The 23,413-nt window shown below is 38.1% G+C and carries 21 protein-coding genes, 1 tRNA gene and 2 pseudogenes; 8 read left to right on the plus strand and 16 right to left on the minus strand.

What is annotated here, in order from left to right; genetic code table 11:
• Positions 1 to 99 precede the first annotated feature (99 nt).
• Both FK178_RS05065 and FK178_RS05070 read left to right on the plus strand, forming a co-directional pair.
• The gene (locus tag FK178_RS05065) at positions 100 to 372 is read left to right on the plus strand and encodes an HU family DNA-binding protein (RefSeq protein WP_146831629.1); all 273 of its coding nucleotides are present in this window, start codon (positions 100 to 102) and stop codon (positions 370 to 372) included.
• A gap of 118 nt (positions 373 to 490) precedes the next feature.
• Positions 491 to 1,051, plus strand: a complete 561-nt coding sequence (locus FK178_RS05070) for a YqgE/AlgH family protein (RefSeq protein WP_146831631.1) — start codon at positions 491 to 493, stop codon at positions 1,049 to 1,051.
• Here FK178_RS05070 and FK178_RS05075 read toward each other — a convergent pair.
• On the minus strand, positions 1,048 to 1,893 hold the full coding sequence (locus tag FK178_RS05075) for an aminotransferase class IV (RefSeq protein ID WP_146831634.1): 846 nt from the start codon (positions 1,891 to 1,893) through the stop codon (positions 1,048 to 1,050). The genes FK178_RS05070 and FK178_RS05075 overlap by 4 nt on opposite strands.
• Positions 1,894 to 1,951: 58 nt before the next feature.
• Positions 1,952 to 2,338, minus strand: coding sequence for an START-like domain-containing protein (locus FK178_RS05080; protein WP_146831637.1), 387 nt, complete (start codon positions 2,336 to 2,338; stop codon positions 1,952 to 1,954).
• Between the two features lie 178 nt (positions 2,339 to 2,516).
• Here FK178_RS05080 and FK178_RS05085 point away from each other — a divergent pair.
• From FK178_RS05085 to FK178_RS15740, 6 genes are all read left to right on the plus strand, one after another.
• Positions 2,517 to 2,590 (plus strand) — tRNA-Met (locus FK178_RS05085).
• A gap of 848 nt (positions 2,591 to 3,438) precedes the next feature.
• Positions 3,439 to 3,726: a hypothetical protein gene (locus FK178_RS05095; protein ID WP_205677217.1), complete on the plus strand. Its 288-nt coding sequence runs from the start codon at positions 3,439 to 3,441 to the stop codon at positions 3,724 to 3,726.
• A 20-nt stretch (positions 3,727 to 3,746) separates the two neighbouring features.
• A complete protein-coding gene (locus FK178_RS05100) occupies positions 3,747 to 4,556 on the plus strand; it encodes a formate/nitrite transporter family protein (RefSeq protein WP_146831643.1) in 810 nt (269 codons plus the stop codon).
• A gap of 260 nt (positions 4,557 to 4,816) precedes the next feature.
• On the plus strand, positions 4,817 to 5,332 hold the full coding sequence (locus FK178_RS05105) for a DUF305 domain-containing protein (protein WP_240793896.1): 516 nt from the start codon (positions 4,817 to 4,819) through the stop codon (positions 5,330 to 5,332).
• A 111-nt stretch (positions 5,333 to 5,443) separates the two neighbouring features.
• Entirely contained in the window at positions 5,444 to 5,842 is a 399-nt protein-coding gene (locus FK178_RS05110; RefSeq protein WP_168194561.1) for a transmembrane 220 family protein, read from the plus strand.
• Complete coding sequence (locus FK178_RS15740) at positions 5,839 to 8,205, plus strand: TonB-dependent receptor (RefSeq protein WP_146831652.1); 2,367 nt, start codon at positions 5,839 to 5,841, stop codon at positions 8,203 to 8,205. The genes FK178_RS05110 and FK178_RS15740 overlap by 4 nt, the downstream gene beginning before the upstream one ends.
• Before the next feature lie 247 nt (positions 8,206 to 8,452).
• On the opposite strand, the gene FK178_RS05120 is transcribed toward FK178_RS15740, so the two are convergent.
• The 14 genes and pseudogenes from FK178_RS05120 to FK178_RS05190 form a co-directional block, all read right to left on the minus strand.
• Positions 8,453 to 8,929: a YybH family protein gene (locus tag FK178_RS05120; protein WP_146831655.1), complete on the minus strand. Its 477-nt coding sequence runs from the start codon at positions 8,927 to 8,929 to the stop codon at positions 8,453 to 8,455.
• 393 nt (positions 8,930 to 9,322) lie between these two features.
• Positions 9,323 to 10,639, minus strand: coding sequence for a PQQ-dependent sugar dehydrogenase (locus FK178_RS05125; protein WP_146831658.1), 1,317 nt, complete (start codon positions 10,637 to 10,639; stop codon positions 9,323 to 9,325).
• 335 nt (positions 10,640 to 10,974) lie between these two features.
• Positions 10,975 to 12,651 (minus strand): annotated as a pseudogene (locus tag FK178_RS05130) (glutamine--tRNA ligase/YqeY domain fusion protein).
• Positions 12,652 to 12,734: 83 nt separating this feature from the next.
• Positions 12,735 to 13,703 (minus strand): hypothetical protein, encoded by a 969-nt coding sequence (locus tag FK178_RS05135; RefSeq protein ID WP_146831660.1) that lies wholly within the window; start codon positions 13,701 to 13,703, stop codon positions 12,735 to 12,737.
• A gap of 535 nt (positions 13,704 to 14,238) precedes the next feature.
• Positions 14,239 to 14,582, minus strand: a pseudogene (locus tag FK178_RS05140) (ATPase); the annotation flags it as partial.
• Between the two features lie 580 nt (positions 14,583 to 15,162).
• The gene (locus tag FK178_RS15905; RefSeq protein WP_146831663.1) at positions 15,163 to 15,261 is read right to left on the minus strand and encodes a heavy-metal-associated domain-containing protein; all 99 of its coding nucleotides are present in this window, start codon (positions 15,259 to 15,261) and stop codon (positions 15,163 to 15,165) included.
• A 75-nt stretch (positions 15,262 to 15,336) separates the two neighbouring features.
• A complete protein-coding gene (locus tag FK178_RS05155) occupies positions 15,337 to 17,490 on the minus strand; it encodes a copper-translocating P-type ATPase (protein WP_146831666.1) in 2,154 nt (717 codons plus the stop codon).
• Positions 17,491 to 17,507: 17 nt separating this feature from the next.
• Complete coding sequence (locus FK178_RS05160) at positions 17,508 to 17,801, minus strand: phosphoribosylpyrophosphate synthetase (protein WP_146831669.1); 294 nt, start codon at positions 17,799 to 17,801, stop codon at positions 17,508 to 17,510.
• 6 nt (positions 17,802 to 17,807) lie between these two features.
• Positions 17,808 to 18,452, minus strand: coding sequence for a hypothetical protein (locus FK178_RS05165; RefSeq protein WP_146831672.1), 645 nt, complete (start codon positions 18,450 to 18,452; stop codon positions 17,808 to 17,810).
• Positions 18,449 to 19,342 carry a ribose-phosphate pyrophosphokinase gene (locus tag FK178_RS05170; protein ID WP_146831675.1) on the minus strand — a complete coding sequence of 298 codons (894 nt, stop codon included), beginning with the start codon at positions 19,340 to 19,342 and terminating at the stop codon, positions 18,449 to 18,451. The genes FK178_RS05165 and FK178_RS05170 overlap by 4 nt, the downstream gene beginning before the upstream one ends.
• Positions 19,343 to 19,348: 6 nt before the next feature.
• Positions 19,349 to 20,857: a thymidine phosphorylase family protein gene (locus FK178_RS05175; protein ID WP_146831678.1), complete on the minus strand. Its 1,509-nt coding sequence runs from the start codon at positions 20,855 to 20,857 to the stop codon at positions 19,349 to 19,351.
• Between the two features lie 8 nt (positions 20,858 to 20,865).
• On the minus strand, positions 20,866 to 22,260 hold the full coding sequence (locus FK178_RS05180) for an MBL fold metallo-hydrolase RNA specificity domain-containing protein (RefSeq protein WP_146831681.1): 1,395 nt from the start codon (positions 22,258 to 22,260) through the stop codon (positions 20,866 to 20,868).
• A 15-nt stretch (positions 22,261 to 22,275) separates the two neighbouring features.
• Positions 22,276 to 22,530 carry a hypothetical protein gene (locus tag FK178_RS05185; protein WP_146831684.1) on the minus strand — a complete coding sequence of 85 codons (255 nt, stop codon included), beginning with the start codon at positions 22,528 to 22,530 and terminating at the stop codon, positions 22,276 to 22,278.
• Between the two features lie 39 nt (positions 22,531 to 22,569).
• The gene (locus tag FK178_RS05190) at positions 22,570 to 23,412 is read right to left on the minus strand and encodes an ATP cone domain-containing protein (protein WP_146831686.1); all 843 of its coding nucleotides are present in this window, start codon (positions 23,410 to 23,412) and stop codon (positions 22,570 to 22,572) included.
• Position 23,413 lies beyond the last annotated feature (1 nt).

A 23,413-nucleotide genomic window follows, 5' to 3' on the forward strand; every position in this document is an offset into this window, starting at 1 on the left:
CGCATTTCCCTTGATATTACTTGCACGGCTGAGAAATCCACATAAATTTGTAAAGCAAATTAACGATATGTTTAACCAACAATTATTAAAATTTAAATTATGAACAAAACGGATTTAATCGATGCAATGGCAGAGAATGCTGGAATTTCAAAAGCCGCAGCAAAAAAAGCATTAGAATCATTCTTGGAAAATGTAGAGAAATCTCTTAAAAAAGGTGATCGCGTTTCTTTAGTAGGTTTTGGATCATGGTCAGTTTCTAAAAGAGCTGCTCGTGAAGGAAGAAACCCACAAACCGGAAAAACTATTAAAATCGCTGCAAAAAATGTAGTGAAATTTAAAGCGGGTGCAGATCTACAGAAATCTGTAAACTAACCATTTACAATTTTTAAATTATTAAACCCTCCAATTTGGAGGGTTTTTTTATATAATTTTTTTATAAATTATTTGAAATGGTTAAATAAATCTTTAGATTTAATTAAAGAACTCAACTATGATAGCTTTAAAACCAGCCAAAGGCCTCCTTCTGGTGGCCGAACCATCTATTATTGGTGATGCTTCTTTTAACCGCTCTGTTGTCCTACTGGCAGAACATTCTGAAACCGGCTCGATAGGATTTATCCTGAACAAGGTTTTGGATTTTACGTTAAAAGAGCTCATCCCGGAAATGAATAAAAACTTTAAGATCTATAATGGCGGTCCCGTAGAGCAGGACAACCTGTATTTTATTCATAAAGTGCCGGATCTAATTCCTGAAAGTATTGAAATTGCCAACGGTATTTACTGGGGCGGTAATTTTGAGGTAGTGAAGGAGTTGATTCTTAATGGCCTTATAACCGAAAAACAAATTCGGTTTTTCCTTGGTTACTCTGGATGGGATGCCACACAATTAAAAGAGGAACTGGATTCCAACGCATGGATCATTACCGCACACCAGGATGCTAAAGATATTATTGAAAAGAACTATCGTTCCTTCTGGAAAGATAAAATGAGAGAACTTGGAGGAGACTATATGTTGTGGTCCAATGCTCCGGAGAATCCCAGTTATAATTAAGCCAGTCTGGCCTTTACGTTAAGCTTCGAGAGAAGATCCTTTGCAACCTCCCCCCTATATTCTTTTTTCCGATACCTGGTTACCGGCTGGATCCCAACTATTACATTGGTTATAAATAATTCATCGGCCTTTTGCAGTTCAAATGGGGAGATGGCGGCTTCCTCTAATATATAGTGGTCCATTGTTTTAATAATGGATATTAGTTGCTTCCTTATAATGCCATTCAAGGCGCCATCTGTGAGCGGGGGGGTTTTGATCACATTATCCTTCACCAGAAAAATATTTCCGTTTAAAGCCTCTACAACCATTTTATTTTCATTGAGGAGCAAACAGTTATTGTAATCGTTTTCCTTGGCATAAATGCTACCCAAAACATTTACAGCCCTGTTATTTGTTTTAATAGATGAAAGAAGGCCGCTGTTTATATAATGATCTTTAAAAAGTTCAATTTCATAGGTTCCCGTGTCCAGAAGGTAAAAGGGATTGTTTAGTAACGAAGTTTCAATAATATATTCTATGTCCAGGGTTTCCGGGGTATAAAAACCGCCCTCCTGCCTGTAGACAGTAAACCTTATTCTAACCGGGGTGGCCTCCTGCCCATTTCGTTTTATGAGATCGAGGATCTCCTTTTCCAGAAATTCAGGAGAAAAAGAGGATGGGATTTCCATTCTCATAATTCGCATGGAGGCCATTAGCCTGAAATAATGATCTTCCCAAAAAATGATCTTTGTATTGATGACCCTTATTGTTTCGAATAATGCATCTCCATAGGCTAGGCCCCTATTCCCAATTGAGATTACTGCATCTTCCCTTTCTACAAGCTCTCCATTAATATTTACCATAAAAAAACCCCGTTTTTGTTTAGAAACGGGGCAAAGGTACTATTTAAATAAAGATTTTTTATACAGATCCCAATACCGATTTAAGATCTGAGATCATATTATCCCATAACATTTTTCCTTCATTCACTTCATCTTCTTCAGCAAAATCTGTGATCATAATAGAAACATCTTTTGTGATCTCATCCACCTGTATCCTTATTTCAAAATAATAAGAGGTATCCTCATCTGCCATCCAGCGAAATTTAATGCGTTCGCCATTTTTTTTACTTAAAAGTTTTGCTTTTTCTTCAGATCCGTCCCATATAAAAGTAAAAAGTTCCCCCCGGGAATTAACATTATCTGCATACCATTCACTTAAACCTGAAGGGGTTGAAATATATTGATATAATAACGATGGAGATGCCTGTATAGGGAACTCCATTTCGTACTTAACTTTATCTTCCATGCTTTGTCCGTTAGATTTCGGGCAATATAAATATTAATTGTTAACATAAAAAGAAAACAAAATAAATAATTCGCAAAATATTGTTTGTGTCAACTCAAATAGTTTTTATATTTGCACCCGCTAAGAGGGAGGACAGGCAATTATAAGCCATTGATATTCCTGAAAAGCAGGAAAAAATGGCGAGGTAGCTCAGTTGGTTAGAGCGTCGGATTCATAACCCGGAGGTCACGAGTTCAAATCTCGTTCTCGCTACAAGTAAACAAAGGCTTTCGAGGAATCGGGAGCCTTTTGTTTTTTCATCTAGTACAGAATAAGTACAGAATGTTTTATTTTCAAATTTATAATTTTGGATGTCATTATTTACTAAGTTTTGGAAGCAGATAATATTTCTAAAAAATCCACTGGCAAAAAAAGGACGCCACAGATCTTAGCAGATTAAAAATTCATTTTAATTTCACCAACAGCTCAGGTTGTATTGGTTTTTTGAAATATTTTGCGCAGGATGGATCCCAACACATTTATTTTATCAAGCATGATTGTTGGGGATTAAGCAAAGATTTATTTAATCTAAACAGGAAGAATTCCATATTTTTACACCTCTGAACTGACTTCTGAAGGCTTTTATTTTAGCATTAATAGATTCTGCTGATTCGTTTGTACTTCTGTTTTTTAAAATAGTTTAAGATAGACCTGTAGGTTAATTGGATCGAGTTAGCAACTGTATTAAAAGTTTTAAATCCAGATTCTTCAACCTGTTTATACCGGTGAGCAAGTTTGGTAAAGGCTATTTTAACTTCGGTAGTTTCATTAAATATTTTTCCTTCTTCAATCTAGAAGCTTCCTTCCATAATTAGCTTTCTTTATAAGTGTTATTGGTGGCGCAATATTTCCAACCAGTACAAGACCACTTGCTGATTCAACATTCACTTAAATTTATTCTTCTCACTGATTTTCACATTATATTATCAACAATAATAATTTTTTTATTAAAATTTTTATAAAGCCATAAAAGCTAATGAATTATCCATAAAATTGAATTCTGATAAAGGGTTTAATGTTATAATTTTAAAATTGAAATGAGAAAGAATGAAAAAGAAATAATGGACGGGTACGTAGTGGATATTATTTGTCTTCGGCGTATTTCACCATCGCAATATACTAAACAAGCAAGTGAGCATTCCACCGCCTGCGCTTTGATGGGCCATTGCGTAGAAAGCGGTTATGGATTAATAGGGGAAAATAACGAGCTAAAACTGCTTGATCCAAAAGCTACCCCCCGGATTGTTGCCCTCTTAAAAAAAACCGACAAGGATAAAGGTGTAATCCTTCGAGTGGAGCGGGAAGAAAATGACAAAGAAATGACAACCACTAAGGTCTCGTTTGCTTAACCTCAAAACAGTTGATCTATATGAAAGAAAAAAAGTCTAATCAGAAAGAGTATAGGGAAGCAGAGGAGCGTAAACCTCCTTCCGCCAAAGTCATACATGATGCTATCTTTAAAGAAGCAATCTCAGAACTTTCCCGTTCATCCTCGGCATTGTTCTGGTCAGGACTTGCAGCCGGTTTGTCTATGGGTTTTTCAATGATTTCAGAAGGTCTGTTAAAGGCATATTTACCTGATGCCGATTGGAGCTTCTTGGTTTCTAACCTCGGCTACAGCGTAGGCTTTATTATTGTGATTATGGGAAAACAGCAGTTGTTTACAGAAAATACTCTAACACCAATATTACCACTTCTGGAAAAAAAAAGCTATAGTATGCTTTTGAACGTCCTACGCCTATGGGGAATTGTCCTTGTTGCTAATCTGGTAGGAGCTGCTGTTGTTGCTTATGTGGCTGCCCATACAGAGGTTTTTGACCCCCACGTACAAAAGGCCTTTGCAGAAATTGGAAGTACTGCAATGGAGCCTGCGTTTGAAACGACTTTGCTACGGGGTATATTTGCCGGATGGCTCATCGCATTGATCGTTTGGCTTATACCATACGAGAAAACTACAGGTTTGTGGGTTATAATGATTTTATCGTATATTATTGGAATCGGACACTTTAGTCATGTAATAGCAGGCTCTGTGGAAACTTTCACTCTTGCTTTCATGAACCAGGCAGGATGGTGGTCCGTCCTCGGCAACTATACACTACCTGCCCTTATCGGAAACATTATAGGGGGAGTAATGATTGTGGCAGGAATTAATCACGCTCAGGTGAAAGCAGATAATTAACAATTTCACTCCTGGCAAACTATGAGGATTACTGCTCTTAAAATTTATGGTACAGAAAGTCATCCTGAAAAATTACTTCCAAAGATGAAAATTAGATTTAACACAATTTTTATATAATTAAATTTTCAGGCTATTTAATTTGCAAAAGTCTTCAATACCCAATCAAATTAATCTTAAATCAAAAATAATTTCTAACCAAACAATATAAAAAAATGGAAAACAATCAAAACCACAAAAAGGCTTACCTAAAATTTTTTTTAATGATTGCTACATCAATGATTGCTATGTTCTTTCTGATGTATACGAATTCTTACCAAATTATAGATCATTTTTGGTTTAGTGAAACCCGGTTGTTTATGACAATGATCATGGGAGGAGCAATGATCATTATTATGTTATTGTATATGCTCAACATGTACAAAAACAGGAAAGCTAATATGCTCACTCTTGCTTTTGGAGTCATATTAATAGGTGGGGCGATATGGCTGGTACGAAGCCAGGTAACCGTTTCGGATACAGATTATATGGAAGGCATGATACCTCATCATTCCATCGCAATTTTAACCAGCGAACGTTCTCAAATAGAAGATGTTAGGGTAAGAGAACTGGCAGATGAAATCATTAAGGCGCAGCGTAGGGAGATTATGGAAATGCAATGGCTGATAAATGACATAAGAGAGAACGGCATAGTAGAAACAGAGGAAGAAAAAAGGGAACGCCCGGTTCCAGATTTTGAAGGTACGCTCGAGAAGGAGACCATAGATTTAGAGGAATAACAATCCTGGAGTTAAATTGGCGATACTTCTAAAATCCGTGCATAACTTTAGATGAAACGCTCCGGCTCCTGATGGGTCGAAGAGGTGACTAATGTTCAAAAACAATATTTTGTGAAAATAGCCAATGTATTATTTGCAGTAATTTTTCTTGTTTCTGCCTTTGTACAACACAACGATCCGGATCCACTTTTATGGATGTCTATTTACGGATATGGAGCGCTAGTCTGCATGCTGGCTATTTTCGGGAAGGATAGTAGGGTTTTGCATTATGCAGGTCTGGTCGTTTTCATTTTTTACGCTATTTACTTATTCTTTGCTCCCAATGGCGTCTACACCTGGTTCAGCTTGCATTCTGCGGAAAATATCACCGGTTCCATGTCTGATGATAAGCCCTGGATAGAAAACACCAGGGAATTTTTCGGACTGCTCATCCTAAGTTTTGCACATATTCTCAACCTGCTTTTTCGAAAGTCACTTAGAAATAAAAGAACACAGATTGTTGACAAATGAATAAAGAAATATACTTAGGAATTCTTTTCAGTCTTTTTACCTTCCTTTTAAACGCACAGGAATTTGGCACTTTGCAAGGAAGAGTGATTTCAGATTCTTCTGAGCCAGTGGCAAATTCTGAAGTAAGGTTATTGAACACTTCTTTTCAAACCCGTACTGGAGTCGATGGATATTTCTCCTTTCAGGAAGTACCCTATGGCTCATATGTAATGAGTATTCAAAAGTCAGGGTTTTCAGAAACTATACGAAATATTACCGTCGATTCAGAAATAGCTGAACTTGAAGTGATTTTAAGTTCCGAAGGGGAACGCCTAAGGGAAGTGGTTGTAACTGCTCAAAAACGAGAGGAAATTATTCAGAAGATTCCCCTTAGTATTACAAGTCTTTCTGCTGAGAATATAGAACAGAGCCAGATCCAGAATGTGAATGATCTTACAGCAATTTCCCCTAACCTCTACGCCAGTGATCCGGGCGATCGCAGAACAGTAACTTCTATAAGAGGGATCGTAACCACTTCTTACGATCCTGCCATTGCCACTTATATTGACGGTGTAAACCAGTATAACCTCGACACCTATATTACCCAGCTTTTCGACATTGAAAGAATTGAAGTTTTACGGGGACCACAAGGAACTCTTTACGGAAGAAATGCTATGGGTGGGGTTATCAATATCATAACTAAAAAACCTGAAGATGAAATGACTGTTTTTGGAGAGGCCACAGTGGGCAACTATAATCAACAGCGCTATATGGCAGGATTTAGGACTCCTTTAGGAGAAAAATTCTTTTTTGGAGCGGCCGCCCTTTATGAGGAAAGAGATGGATTCTATACCAATGAGTTCACCGGTTCGAGCTATGATGAACAATATAATTTCTCAGGAAATTACTACCTGAAGTACCTCTTTAGCTCCACCTGGGATGCAACTGTAAATATTAAACATTTTACCGCTGAAAATAAAGGAGCTTTTCCTTTAAACGTTGGAATGGAGGCTGCTTTTGAAGATCCCTTTACTTTAAATCAAAATGAGATCTCCACCATGAAGGACAATACTTTCAATACTTCTTTGGTGATTGATCATAAAGGAAAAAACCTAAATTTTAGTTCTCAAACCGCTTATCAACAGAATTACAGGTATTATGAAACTCCCATTGATGCAGATTTTTCTCCTCTGGATGCTCTGTCGATTATTAATGACTATGGAAAAGACTGGAATACAGTAAAAGTGGCTACACAGGAATTCCGATTCTCCTCTCCCAGCAGATCGGACAAAAACCTGGAATGGACTGCAGGAACTTATATGTTCTACCAGGAAAGCCCGGTAAAGCAAGCTACCCATTTTGGTGAAGATGCCGCCCTTGTGGGATCGGAGCAAACAAACTACTCGCTTATCAATACCACCGAATCAACAGGTAAAGGAATTGCCTTTTTTGGGCAGCTAAATTATCAGCTTACTGATAAAATTGGGGTCATCGCTGGATTGCGATACGATAATGAATACAAGAAGCAGTCTGTGCTTGGAGAATACCAGCTGGATTCTGATACCGAACCACAATTTGAATATCAACCTGACTCTACGGCCACTGCAAATTTCAATGCTTTCTCTCCAAAAATCGGCTTAACTTATGATCTTTCAGAAGAAAACCTCATCTTCCTTACCTACAGCCGTGGGTTCCGGGCCGGCGGACTTACTCCTCTGAGTTCCGACCCTTCCCAGCCACCTTTATTTAAATATCAACCAGAGTTCAGTAACAATTATGAATTAGGTACAAAAAATTCCTTTTTGGAGAATAAGCTGCTTGTGAATGCAACTCTATTTTATACGGAAGTGACAGACGTCCGGGTGCCAACGTTGGTATTGCCAGATGCAGTCATTGTTACCCGCAATACCGGAAGTCTTACCAGCAAAGGTTTTGAAGTAGAACTTCGTGCTTTGCTCACCCGTGGCCTTGAATTTAGTTATAACCTGGGCTTTACTGATGCGAGTTATGAATCACTCCTTATAGCTCAGGATGGAAACGAGGTAAACCTGCAGGAAAACAAACAAATCTATACACCCGAGGTAACTTCTATGTTCTCACTCCAATATAATTCAGATCTAGGATTTGGTAGTAACTGGAATTTCAGTGCCCGTGCAGAGTGGAAATACCTTGGAGAACAATATTTTGATCTTGCTAATAATCTAAGGCAGGAGCCATATAATTTATACAATGGAAACCTTGGATTTTCGTATAAAGATGTTGAACTAATGATATGGGGACGTAACATTTTTGACACCCGGTACATCAGTTATGGGTATAATTTTGGTGCAGTTCACCTCGGAAATCCTGCTACTATGGGAATGACTATCCTTTTAGAGATGTAATTGGAGAAGAACACTTAAAGTCATCACTATGGCCCTGCTATAGATTCAAGACTGATTCGGTACAAGAAATAATTGAAATATGAATAACTAAAAACCTCAAGTTATAAAGCGGGAAATCCATCAAGGAGATCCCGCTTTTAAAAAAGTTAACCGGACTCTAATGATTCAAATATGAATAAAGCAATGAGAATTATGAAAATGTTTCTTTAAGCGACACCCATTCTTTTTTAGAACTAGGTGCAAACAATTATTTTGGGGTCCTTGAAGATGAATGCATTTTAATTATTTTCCAATTACCGTCTGTCTTTTTTAGAACAGAGGTCGCTACACCTTTTTTCTTTATGGTTTTTGCCTCGCTGTTTTCGCTTGGTTTGGTGACAATTGTATAAATATAAGTTTCGGTGGTAAATGCATACGGGGCATCTACCTGCACGTCAATTTCATAATCTGAATATTCAAATTTACTGAAATGCCCCAATTCCGGACCTATATGATGTTCTATATAATTTGCATACGAACCTTCGACACCGCCGGATTCAAAAATATGAGAGTCCTTGGCAAATAATTCAAATGTACCTTCGGTAGTTAGATTCTGCATAGCGTTCTTGTAATTTTTCATTACGTTTTTTACAGCCTCCTTTTCTGTATCCATATTTTGGCTGTAGATTCGTCCGGTTGAAAAAAACACCAGAATTAGAATTGTTGATAGTTTTAATATTTTCATTAATTGGATTTTTAAAGGTTTTTAATAGTTAAGTTTTCAATTTTTATTTAATTTATAGGAAAAACCTGTATATTTGGGTTTGATAATCTTTGAGATATCGTATACAATAGTTTTCTAGGAACTATACCGGATGGATATAACGGATTTGCAACAATTGGATTAAGAATTAGACCGGAAAAACTTGTCGTTTATAATCATTCCATATCTTCATCGAGATTATTTTAATATTGTTTACAAATAAACAATTATTTTTAAAATTAGAAATTGCAAGGAGGTAATTTTCAAAATCTCTTTTACACCTTTATTTAATTTGTTTCAGATTTTAACAAAGCCAGAATCCAAACATAACCGGCTTAGCTTTTTCGATTATTATTAAATTATGTTCTCGCAAATTCATTTCCCCGAAACCATCTTAAAAACCTTTCCGGTGTTACCCACAGGGCCTTCCTCATCGGTTGTGAGTACAAACATTTCTCCTTCCTTGTTCTGACCGAAAGACAATAAATAATGGCCAATTGAAGTAGAATTGGTCTGAGCAATTTTCAACTCTTGAAAATCCCACATGCCGGTTTCTTTTGGAGTTGAAACGAACACTGCTCCCGCAGGTTTTCCATGATGCTGTGTCCAGGTACCAAAAATGTATTTCCCGTCCAAACTTTTAAGTTCATTACCCCTGTAAACATAACCTCCTATTACGACCAGTCCTTTGCCTCCATCCTCAAGGCCACCCTGTTTAAACTCGATGACGGGATCTATTAGAGGGTTGCCCATCTTATCTTTTTCAGGACATTCCTCCTTTTCTTTATCGTTGTTATAGGCATTGAAACAATGCGTTCCTTCCTTCACATTCCAGCCATAGTTCCCGCCTTTTGTAATCACACTTATTTCTTCCCAAAGTACCTGTCCCGCATCTCCCGCGATGAGATCGTTGTTTCCATTCATGTCAAAGGAAAACCGGTATGGATTTCTAAGCCCATAGGCATAGATCTCATCCATTCCATCTTTATCTACAAAAGGATTGTCATCAGGAATATCATAAGGAGCTTCTCCATCCACATCAATTCTCAGGATACTGCCCAGCAGGTTCTGCTCCACATCCTGTCCATTCCCACCGGCATTTTCCCCATACCAGTCGAGTACATGGCCCATATCGATATCGTTTGCTCCTCCTCCATCGCCAAGGGCAATGTAGAGGTAATTGTCGGGTCCGAAGGCTAAAGTCCCTGCATTGTGATTGTCCTGTGGCTGATCTACCTTGAGAATGATCTTTTCTGAACCTTTGTCAGCCATATTGGGGTTATCCGGAGAGACCCTGAATTCTGAAATGTGGCTGGTATGATCCCAGTTCTCGGGACCATCTTGACTAAGTGGTGCACTATAATAGACGAAAAACCTTCCGTTTTCCCTGTAATCTGGGTGAAAAGCAAGTCCTAACAAACCTCGTTCTTCATGGGCATCTTTTAATTCAACTATTTTATTTTTCAGATTTAAAAATGGCTCTTCCAAAAGCCCTTTTTGGGGAGTATGAATTCGGATCACCCCTACCTGGTCAACAATGAAATATCTTCCGGATTCATCGGGAGATTCAACAAATGCGACCGGTGAAACTAGATTTTCAGCTATTAATTGTGTGTCTACTTTTTCCTGCGAAAAAGTTGCGAAGGAAATAGTAAATAAGCAGGTTAAGAAGAGAAAAGATCTAATTTTCATAATGCTTTATCTTAGAGTGAATTAACTTATAATTAAACTAATAAAAAGGTACACAAAATGATTTACGAAGCTGGTTAATAGCCTGTTAAAAAGCTTCCTTTTACCACTGGAAACTCCTTTATTTCCTCAATCTCAAAACTATAGGAAGGAGGAACCAATATCTAGTTAATAGGAGCAAAGAAAAGTATCCCTTAATTAAACACTAAACTAATGTTATCATTTTCACAAACCTCTAGGATAAATGTTTCTAATGCTCCATAAAGCACCGGGATTTCCCCCTGTTACATTGTTCTCACCGGCAGTCTTTCACATCTGTTGAAATTATATTCTTTCTCTCATTTTCTTTCCTGATATCCAGAACCTTCTCTTAGGCTTACTGTGCGGTTAAAAATTAAATTATCCGACCTACTTTCTTTGTCTACAACAAAATAGCCGGTACGCAGGAACTGTAAATGCTCTCCTAATTCTACTTCTCTTACGGCTGGTTCAACAAAGGCATTTATTACCCGGAGGGATTCAGGATTAATGGACGTAGTGAAATGTATATCCGTATAAGGTGAAGTGGAAGTAAATAGATGTTCATACAACCGAACTTCTGCCGGAACTGAATGCATTACTGAAACCCAATGTAAAGTACCCTTTACCTTGCGGTTAGATTCAGTTGTGCCACTGCCACTCCGGCTTAAAGGGTCGTACGTACAGTATACTTCCAATATTTTATCCTGACTATCTTTGACTACTCCTTCTGCCCTTATAATATATCCTCCTTTTAATCTCACCTCCCGGCCCGGGGCTAAACCATAAAACTTACGGGAAGGATTTTCCTGACAATCATTTTCTTCAATATAAATTTCTCTCGAAAAAGGTGTTGCTCCTGTAAGAAAAGGAACTCTTGTATCTGAACCTGAATGGATTTGAAGATCCTCCTCTTTTCCTACTAAATAGTTTGTAATAACCAACTTTACCGGATTTAATACAGCCATTAACCTGGGGGCTATTTTGTTTAAATCTTATCTAACAAAAAACTCTAGTAAGGAAATTTCCGCAACCCCTTCCCGTTTTGTACCACCAGTTCCCTTTATAAAGTTTTTAATGGCAGCAGGAGTATAACCCCTCCTCCGCATTCCACTAAGGGTTGGCATTCGTGGATCATCCCAGGACGCCACTACTCCATTTTCTATGAGTTGCGCTAGTTTTCTTTTACTCAATATAGTATGACTTAAATTTAGCCGGGGGAATTCCCGTTGCTTCGGCTTTCTTACTCCTGTTGTCCCTGGGATTTTGTCTAAAAACCAATTGTACAATTCTCTATGAGGGGTGAATTCCAGAGTGGCAAATGAGTGACTTATTTTTTCAATAAAATCACACTGCCCATGCGCCCAATCATACATTGGATAAATTTTCCATGTAGAACCTGTCCGGTGGTGGTCCTTCTTTAGCATCCGGTACATTACCGGATCCCTCATTAGCATATTTTCAGCAGCCATATCAATTTTGGCTCTTAAAACAGGACTTCCCTCTAAAACTTCCCCATCTTTCATTTTACAGAATAGTTCAAGGTTTTCCTGAACTGTTCTTGTTCTGAATGGACTATTTGTTCCTGGTGTTGTTGGAGTTCCTTTTTGTTCTGCCATAATAGCAGAAGGTTGACTATCTACATAAGCATGGCCATTCTTTATTAAATCTACCGCCCAGACATAAAGCTGCTGAAAGTAATCAGATGCAAAAATTTCTTTTTACCAATGAAATCCGAGCCATTTAATATCTTTTTCAATGGAAAGGACGAATTCTTTTTCTTCACGTAATGGGTTGGTATCATCAAAACGTAAAAAAACTGGAGCATTATACTTCCTTCCAAGGCTGAAGTTTATAAATATGGATTTAGCATGGCCTATATGCAGATATCCGTTTGGTTCTGGCGGAAACCTGAATTTTAGCTCCCCAATTTGATATCCCCCCGTTAAATCTTCTTCAACTATCTTGGCTATAAAATTTTCTGGTACTTTTTTCATTTTTGAAAAAAATTTATGGAGTAAGGAGACCGAAGAACTGCTAAAAGTAAAAGAAGAGCAGGCTTGAAAATTTATTTCTACCTTTATTCCTCAGCAATCACATTGTTCCAGCTAAAGCCTTCACTTTTCAGTAAGCTTTTTAATATTCTTCTCCTCTCATTCAAATTTTTAGAATCAATTTCATTTATATAAGATGGTACATCCTGCTCATTTAACTGCTTTCCAATGTTTGGCAGACTTCGGGAAAAATTTTTATCCAGGTTTTGAAGAAAATTGGAAATTGCGGCGCGCAGCAAGCCAATCTCCTCCTGTAAATTTTCTCCTTTATTCGAATAAACTATTATAGACAAGGCTTCATCTAACCTCGAAATATTAATAGAAAAACAATCTTTTTCTTCAGAGCGACTATAGTAATGAACAACGGGATAAGCCTGATGGCTCACAGAATGTTGATCTACTAATTCCTGAAGCGTATGAACTTGCTGATAGCTATAGGAAGGGTCTAAGGAGAGTAATTTATTTGCAATAATTTCGGGTTGGTTTCCAAGATTATTTATACTTTTTGCCAAAGTTCTTTTTCTTACTACAGCAGATGAAACAGAGATGAAGTAAGTCATTGAGCTGGTGAAAAAGATAAACCCAAAGAAGGAAAAACAACTTGTAACTACTTCAAAAAAAGGCGAAACAGGCTTAAAATTTCCCATTCCCAGAGTAGAAAGTATATAACCGGTAAAATAGAGCCGTTCCCAATTATACGCAGCTCTTCCGCTACTATTGGTTATAGCCTCGGGGTTTGAAGAATAAACCAGGAAAAGTCCAAGCCAAATTAGGAGAAGCCACACAAAGAGTATCATAAGATTAACAAATAGGCCATGATAATCATAAGCCTTCCTCCCAATAGTCCCGGCACAAAACTGAATTATTCTATCGGATAAGATTGCTACATTTTCCGAAATAAAACCCCCTCCGCTAGCAGAAAGGGTGGTGTAAAAGAAATCATGTATAGCTAATAATAGTATAATGAATCCCAGGATCAATAATGTTTCTGACATTTCTTTAATTTATATAACGTTTGTACAACCTAAATTTTCAATGTTTTGATATAGCCAATTTATCTGCAACACTAAGTTATCTTGAAAGCCTACAAAAAAACGAATCATTAGGTGCGACTACTTTCGCTCCTTTTGAAATAACTTGCACTTTCGGCTCGCAGAAGATTTCTTCTGCTATCCACCAACTCAATTCTACAATTACTATTGATGCGAAAATTAGAAACCATATCCGCCTATTCGTTGCTCTCTCTAAGGATCTCATAGTTTTTATTGCAAATCTCGTTTAGAAAAGGATAAATACTTACAACCCGTATACCCTCACCTGAGAATTAATTAGGACTTGTAAAAGAGGTAGTATATAAACTTCTCCCATTATTAGAAGTGGTTTTAAGTCCAAAAATTTTAACCCGGGCATTTTTGAAGTCGTTCCTCTAAATTAGAATTTTTAAAAAAAAACTGGTTCAACTATTATGGAAAAATCATCAAATACTTCAATATTGTAGGTACTCCAGCCTTAATGGATCATCAGACAAGGCTAAAGTTTTACAGTTCTCAGGCGCAGGGCATTTGCAATCACCAAGACAGAACTAAGGCTCATAGCCAACGCAGCAATCATTGGCAATAACAATAATCCAAAAAATGGGTACAGCAGTCCTGCTGCAATTGGAATACCCAGGGTATTGTATACTAAAGCGAAAAAAAGGTTTTGTTTAATGTTCTTCATAACCTTTTGGCTCAAAATTTTAGCTTTGGTAATGCCTTTTAGATCTCCTTTAACAAGGGTAATTCCTGCACTTTCCATAGCAACATCTGTCCCGGTACCCATTGCTATCCTATATCAGCATGAGCTAGAGCAGGAGCATCATTTATTCCGTGGCCAGTCTCCTTACTTATTGCTGAATCCTGCTTTTTTATCGGGTATAACCGGTGTTATGCCTGGAAGATATTTGTCTAATGTTCTTTGTCACAATGGGGACTACAGGATAGAAAATAGTTGGCGTGGATATCTTCGCAAAGGTTTGCCAGGGCATACAGATTCTGTGCATAAATCGTATTAAAACCCACGTCCTTTGGGCAGAACCAACAAAAACAATGGACCCTTTATCCCTGGGCAACATCCTCTTTAAGGCTGCCAGTGTACCATTTACCTGACCCAGGTACGTTACATCGGTCACCAGCTTTGTGAACCAGGTAATCGGTGAGTTTATGCCATTGAAATGCCTGGAAACCATAGTTAATTGCTGCTTAATAACTTGTGAAATAGATTATGGGGTGTTGGTCAAATGCAAGTGAATTCATCCCAAAGGAGAATAAGAAAAGGGTAAGAAAGGGCAATTTATAGGCCTTTGGTTGCCTTCACCAGTGCTATAAGAACCTGTCTTTGACAATGCGGCATTAGTTGATGTAAAGTAACCAAATCAGCTTTATCAACAACAGCTTCTGGAGGAATCATGCTAACTTAAACTGAGGTTACACCATCCACCTCTTGTAAAGCTTTTTCCACTGTTTGCCTGTGTCTTCCGCAGGACATTCCATTAACATTGAATTTTTGTAACATGCTTTAAGATTGTTTATTTGATTTAATTTTTGATCTTTTTATCTAAGTTCATTATATCCAATTCTTTTTCTCTCATTATTTTTTGCCAATCTTCCTTTTAAGCAACTGTGCATTTACGGCGACTATTATGGTGCTCAAACTCATAAATACAGCTGCTACTGCAGGTCCTAACACAAAACCTGTTGAATATAGCACTCCAGCTGCCAGTGGAATAGCCACGACATTATAACCCGTTGCCCATATCAGGTTTTGGATCATTTTATTGTAAGTTGCTTTTCCAAATAAAATTAAATTAGCAATATCCTGAGGGTTACTGTTTACTAAAATAATATCGGCTGTTTCAGCGGCTACATCTGTACCAGAACCCACGGCAATACCCACATCTGCTTTGGCAAGTGCTGGAGCGTCATTAACACCATCACCTGTCATGGCAACAAACTCCCCTTTGTTTTGTAGTTCATCTACTATTTCCACTTTTTGGTGTGGTAATACTTCGGCATAATAACCGTCTAAGCCCAGTTTATCGCTAACAGCTTTGGCTGTTTTTTCATTATCGCCGGTTGCCATTAGTACTTTTATGTTATTCTTTTTAAAGATCTTTATGGCTACGGCAGATTCCGGTCTAATTTCATCAGCAAGCGCTATGTAACCTGCTAAATTACCATCTATCAATACAAACACAACGGTTTCAGCGGCATCGCTATAAGCATCTTCGGGAATGTCTATTTTTTCATCCCTTAAATAGCCCGGGCTTACTACTTTTACTTGCATACCATCTACATTGGCTTCTACGCCTTTGCCTGTAATGGCATTAAAATTTTCAGGGTTTGGGATGGCAACCTTGTCTTCTTTTACTTTTTTGATAATACCCACAGCGATGGGATGTTCAGAGCTTTGTTCCAAAGCACTTGAGAGCCTTAATATTTCCTCTTTTGAAAATTTATCATCAACAGATTCAATACGAGTAACTCCAAAATCACCTTTTGTAAGAGTTCCGGTTTTATCAAAAAGCAAGACGGAAATTTTACGGGACTCTTCAAAAGCCGTTCTATTGCGGATCAGTAAGCCGTTCTGAGCAGACACAGCAGTTGAAATCGCCACCACTAAAGGAATTGCGAGACCTAACGCATGAGGGCAGGCAATGACCATAACGGTCACCATTCGTTCCAAGCCATATACAAATGGAAATCCCAACATGAGCCATACTGCCAATGTTCCAAAACCAATGACCAAGGCAATATAAGTAAGCCATTTTGCTGCCCTATCTGATAGATTTTGCATTTTGGATTTGGTTTTCTGAGCCTCCTCCACCATCGTTATCACCTTGTTAAGGTAACTGTCCTTTCCGGTATGCTCCACTTTAGCTTTTAATGATCCATTACCATTAATAGATCCTCCAATTATTTTTTGGTCAGTCCTCTTTTTCACCGGTTTGGATTCGCCCGTGAGCATAGACTCGTTCAAATAGCTCTCACCTTCTACTATAATACCATCAGCAGGTACTTTTTCACCGGGTTTTATAAGAATAATATCTCCCTTTTCTAAAGATTCAAGCTTAACATCTTCCACTTCATCACCATTTATACGATGTGCTTCAGCAGGCATCATACTTACCAAAAGCTGTAAAGCCTTGGAGGCGCCCAGCACACTTTTCATTTCTATCCAATGTCCAACAAGCATAATAGCAATAAGGGTAGCGAGTTCCCAGAAAAAATCAACTCCCTCCAGCCCGAATACTGTGGCAGAACTGTAAAAGTAAGCAACCGTAATTGCCATAGAAATAAGGGTCATCATTCCCGGTGCTCCTTTTTTGATCTCTGAAAAGAAACCCTTTAAAAATGGCCAGCCTCCATAGAAGTAAACGACGGAGGAGAGAGCAAAAAGGATATATTTATTCCCAGGCAAAAGATATTCGTACCCAAAGAAATCCTGGATCATTGGCGAGAGGAAGAGGATGGGGATAGTTAAAATCAGTGTTACCCAAAAACGTTTCCTAAAATCCGCGATCATCATTTTATGATGGTCGTGACCTGCATGACCATGCCTGGCTTCATGATCGCCCTGCCTATCATGATCCATCATTTCATGGTCCATTGCCTTATTATGTCCATGTTTGGTTTTTTCGGCAAGGTCATCCTTGAGCTCCGCTTCTTTTTTAGATGCTTCTGCCTTTGCCCTATCCTTACCATTGTCTTTATGGTTGTGAACATGATCTCCGTAGTTTTCCATGATAGAAGTATTTATGGTTATATCAATTTTCTGCGCATTTTTTCTGAAATATTTTCGGCATACACGCCATAGGCATCTACCAAAAGTCCTTTAAGACCATTTTTTGATGAAATAGCATAGAGAACGCTGTTATCGTCAGTACTGCTCATACCTTCAAAGCGATGTATTTCATCCACTTCAAAATCCTCGGGATGTATTTCTATTTTTAGTGATGCACATTCCAAACATTCAGGTTTTAAGTTGAAATCATAGGTATATCCCCGTTTTTGAAGATTACTGATAGCTTCGGAAAGGGTGTCGTTATTGTTCACTTTCTTTTATTTATAAGTCATTGTAAAATAACTACCATCAGCTTCGGTAAATTTCTGAAAGGATAATAAACCGTTTCCATTTAATTGTTCGTTAACGGTATAGTTGAGTTGCTTAATGCGAATTCCCAATGCATAGGCCTTAATATTGATTTTTGATTTAATATTGTTTTTGTTACCGTTTAATTTTCGATCGTAAATCTTTATGGTGCTTTTTGAACCAAAAAAATTCAACAAGCCCGAGTCAAAAGTCATTTCCAGTTCAATAGCTGCAAGGTTATCCAAATCGTATAGCTCCTTAAAATTTTGAGAAGTGGTGCTAATTTCGGTTTCCTTTGATTTTGGATTGGAAAACGGAAAAGCCATTACCATTATACTAGCTTCTTCTGGTTTACAGAGATAGGTAGTTATGTATTTATCGGTAGAATTTTTGTCTTTGTCAAACAATTCAGTGATTACCTCCATTTCATAATATTCATTTATATTGATAGCTTTTCCAGCTTTAAAGGTTTGTTTGTTTAAGAAAGCACCTTCTTCATCAAAATTTTCACGAACGACAAATCTGTCTGAAATCTGCCCAATGAGCATTTCAGTTTGCCCATTCATTGTGATATTTAATAAAATAAATAGTAATATAAAGCCTATCTTTCTCATATTTGGTTCATTAATTTCTTTACTTCTTTTGCCAATATATCGCTCAAATCAATAGCATTTGTAGGATGTGGAATGGTATTACAAGTTATAATTTTTTTAACGCCGGAATCCAGTAAATCCTGATAGGCATTACCCGAAAAAACCGCATGAATGCCAACGCATATTGGAGGTTTCATACCTGCATTTTTTAAATGCTTCACAGTTTCAATCATTGTGCGAGCTGTAGAAATAATATCATCTACCAAAACAGGTGTAGCATCGTTGTATTTATCCACATCAGGAACCGAGATTTCCACATCACGGTCACCGTGACGCACTTTTTGCAATACCGTAAATGGTGCTCCTGCATCTTTGGCAACCTCGCTAACCCATTGTTCACTTTCTGAATCGGGTCCAATTAGTACAGGGTATTCTATGTTTTCCTTTATCCATTCTGAAATGGCATCTGCTGCGTGGATCACTTTATTGGGAACTTTATAGACTTCTCCCAAAGAGCTTATTCTGTGCAAGTGAGGGTCGACCGTGGTAACGCTATCCGCAAAACCGGAAATCAATTCTCCAAAGAAAGAAGAGGTTACTCCTTCACCTTCATTAAAAACTTTGTCCTGCCGCATATAGGCGAGGTATGGTGCTACCAAACAGGTACACATCGCACCAAGCGATTTTGCCGTATGGCTTAAAAAGTAGAGCGGCAACAGTTTCTCGTCAGGTTCGTGCAAGGTACACACCAATACCACACATTTCCCCTTCACATCTGAAAGGATTCGTGTATAGGATTCGCCATCGGGAAATTTGCGCAAGGTTACTTTCCCAACTTCTGCATCCATTTTTTTTGCCAATAGCGCTGTGAGTTCTTCATTTCCAGGAAGACTGAATAATATTGTTCTCATAGAAATTTATTTTTTAATAATTGTTAGGATGTCGTCGTGGTTGTTTTTATATTCTAAAGCATAGTCAAGCTCGCCTTTGGATTCTGCATAAATGGTGTATAGTAATTGGTTCTCTTCAATTTGTTCTCTCAAATGGGCATTTAAAAGAATTCCTGCGGATTTAGATTTAGGTGCACCCGAAAGTTTGGCTAGTTTTGCAATCTTTCGGTTATCGATTCTTTTTAAAATACCCGACTTTTCGGCCTTAATTTCGATCTTATAGGGTGCCAAGACAGGTTGTGAAAAGCGACCTTGTGCTTTGCAAATGGCAATGAATTTTTCATAGGCTTTTCCAGATTCCAATATTTGCCTCGCAATTTGGTTTCCCGTTCCTGGTTTGACTTTTCCGGAAAGTTCCAAGAGTTCGCCAGCTAAGAGCAAAGCTCTTTCTTTTAGGTCGTTGGGTGCATCGGCTTCATTTTTCAGTATCTTTAAGATATCGATGGCTTCCAGCGCAGGACCTATTCCTCTTCCCACCGGTTGCGTGCCATCAGTAATAACTACTTTCACATTAAGCCCCACAGCATTACCTACAGTTTCCATATGATTCTGTAATTTTTTTGCCATTTCTGTGCTCCTGACTTTTGCAGTTTCGCCTACAGGAATATCTATCACAACGTGTGTGGATCCTGCTGCTGCTTTTTTAGAAAGTACTGAAGCAATGAGTTGTCCTTCGCTGTCAATATCCAGGGCTTTCTCGATTTTAATTAGCATATCATCCGCGGGGCTTAACTGGGCAGTCCCGCCCCAAACAAAACAACCCCCTTCTTCCTCGACTACGGTTTTTATTTCTTCAGAAGAAAGGGTCACATTGGTCAATACTTCCATTGTATCTGCTGTACCTGCCGGTGAAGTGATGGCGCGGGAAGACGTTTTGGGCATCGTAAGCCCATAAGCGGCAACAATGGCAACTACCAAAGGCGTTGTTCTATTGCCAGGCAACCCACCAATGCAATGCTTATCGACCACAATTTTCTTGTTCCAGTGCAATTGCTTACCGGAACCAATCATCGCCTTTGTTAGATCTGAAATTTCATCAAGATCCATTCTGTTTCCCGCACAGGCCGTTATAAATGCTGATAGGTGGATATTGGAATAATCGCCTTGAACGATATCGGTTATAATTTCGTTAAATGCATTGTAATCCAGTTTTTGATTATAGATTTTAGCCCTAACGTGGCCCAGGGATTCAATAGGCTCTAAATGTGAAACATATAAGGTGTCATTTGGGGAAACATTCAGTTTTTTTGCAGCAGCATCCGATAGTCCGATTTCATTGGGCAATAGGATATCTGAACTTAAAACATTAAGACTTGCTACAATTGAGCTGCTTGCATTGGATATTCTAATTCGGGTAAGTGCCTCAAAGCCTTCTGAAATACAAACGTGGCAATCTTTCCGCATATACACTACGTTTTCGTTTTGAGTATAAATTCCGAGATGTTTATATTTTAGAATATTTGAGTTTTGTTCCATTTTCTTAATTAGTAATTTTTTTTGATTTGGTCTATTTCTTCAATAGAATACAATTGTGGAATTTCAGCATCCCATCCATAAGTTTCCTTCATACCTTTTTGAAGGGCTTCTGCACTTTGCTTTTCGCCATGTACAATAAAAATCCGTTCAGGCTTGTCCTTTATCTTACGCATCCAATCCATAAGTTCTTTATGGTCTGCGTGTGCCGAAAGTCCTTCAATTTCCGCCACCTTCATTTTAAATGGCACCCATTTTCCGTACACTTTTAGTTCTTTCTCACCTTCCAGGAGTTTTCTTCCCCGAGTGCCTTCAGCTTGATAACCAACAAAAAGCAAAGTGTTATTTGGGTTTTGTGCCTGTGTTTCAAGGTAGTTGAGCATTCTTCCACCTGTGAGCATTCCACTTCCTGCAATGACGATTTTAGGTTTATTATCAGCTCGTAATTCCATAGTTTTACGGTAGCTACTTACGACGGTAAAGTGGGAACACATTTCTTCACATTCATTGTCTTCCAATCGATGCCAATCCCTGGTGTTGTGGAACAGGTCCAATACATTGACTCCCATTGGGCTGTCCATAATCATTTGCACCTTGGGTATTTTGTTCTCCTTGAGCAATCTCCAGAAAATCAACATCATCAATTGTGCACGCTCTACTGAAAAACTCGGGATAAATAAGCTGCCGCCTCTGTTGATGGTATCGTTGACTAATTTTTCAATCTGCAGAATGGCTTCCACTTCATCAGGATGAAATCTTCCTCCGTAGGTTGATTCTATAAATAACACGTCGGCCTTTTTTGGTTTCAAGGGTGGATACAATAGTAAATCATTTGTTCTTCCAATATCTCCTGAAAAAACAAAGCGTTTTCCGTGTACATCCAACTCTATGAAGGTAGAACCCAAAATATGTCCATTATACTGAAATCGGGCTCTAATACCATCAAACAATGGAATCCATTGCGATTGCGGAACTCCCTTAAAATGCGGAATTGTTTTTTCTACATCCTTTAAATCGTAAAGCGGTTCTGCCGGGCTATGCTTGGAATAACCTTCATTATTGGCACGCTCGGCTTCCTGTTCCTGTATTTTTGCACTGTCGTTCAGTATTATTTTGGCAATGTCCAATGTTGGATTGGTACCATAGATTGGCCCATTGAATCCTTGTTTTACCAAACGAGGCAGATAACCTGTATGGTCTAAATGGCCGTGGGTAAGCAGTACCATATCAATTTCTGAAACTTTCACAGGCGGATATTCCCAGTTTTTAAGACGTAATTCCTTCAATCCTTGAAAAAGTCCGCAGTCGATCAGTATTTTTTTTTCTCCGGTATCCACCAAATATTTTGAACCGGTTACGGTACCTGCTGCGCCCAAAAAATGGATGTTTACGTTATTATTTTTCATTTTTGAAGTAATATTTTAATGTCCACTACAACAAGAAGGCATGTTTCCTTTGTCCTGGTTCGATTGGCTCAATGCCGCTATTTCATTAAATAGATTACGGGAATCCTTTTTTATAATAAGTGCCAACTTCTTGATTGATTTAGGCTCAAAGTTTACCATTCCAAATAATATTTCAATGGCTTCTTCAAGAAGTTTTGGGTCATCTTCCAGGGCTTGATAGAATGGCTCTAAATCAATACTGTTCTTGTTTTGAAATTCATCGGTTTTCATATTTCTTGATTTAAGTTTTTTATCCTTTACAATTATTCCTTAATGGCTTTTACATAGCTCCTTTGAATCTTCTAAAATTTTTTGGAGTCTTGTTTTATCAATTCCTATTTTATCTAAAAATGAAGGACTTTCGTGAAGCTCTTTGCAGAGCACGATGCCTTCATCCAGTAATTTTGTTTTTTCGGCTTTTGTAAGGGTTGTTAAAGCGGTCAACGGGTGTAGACCCGCCTTATCTATTCTATCTTTCAATCCATTATCCAGCGGATAATCCCAACTTGTCAAAAGCAATCCTACACATTTTCCATATTGAATAGCGTCACTTGTAAATCGAGTATTAGTAAATAGGCCCCCTTTATGAAATTTTTCCTTGTGTTCTTTTTGATGTTCCCATTGTTGTTCAACATCCAAAAACCTGGATTGGATATACAAGGGTATTTTTACGTTACAAACCCGGCCCTGATCACTATGGTATTTGCATTCTATCATATAATGTTTATTATCCTTTTGCGCTATCACATCTATCTCGTGGGATACACATTTCCCTTCAACAATCACACCAACCTCCGTTGCAAATCCTTCATTGGCTAAAAGTTTACCAACAAATTTTTCAAAAGGAAAACCCGACGGGCCCAGTTCCATTATAGCTTTTTTGAGTTTATATTTAGAGGCACTTACCCTGGATTTTGCCTTTAGCATATTAAATGCTAATTGATAGATTTTTTTTGTGCTCATTTCTTCTTCAATCTGCTCCTGCACCTTCCCGGCAATATCCTGAACAATAACCTCATTTGCTCCTGCCCGCCTAAGGGAATGGATGAGTTTTTCTATTTGGAAATTCTCATACTCACCCGAAGACTTTTTAACCAGGACTGATCTTTTCATA

The sequence above is a fragment of the Antarcticibacterium arcticum genome (assembly GCF_007993795.1).
GTDB classification, from domain to species: Bacteria; Bacteroidota; Bacteroidia; order Flavobacteriales; family Flavobacteriaceae; genus Gillisia; species Gillisia arctica.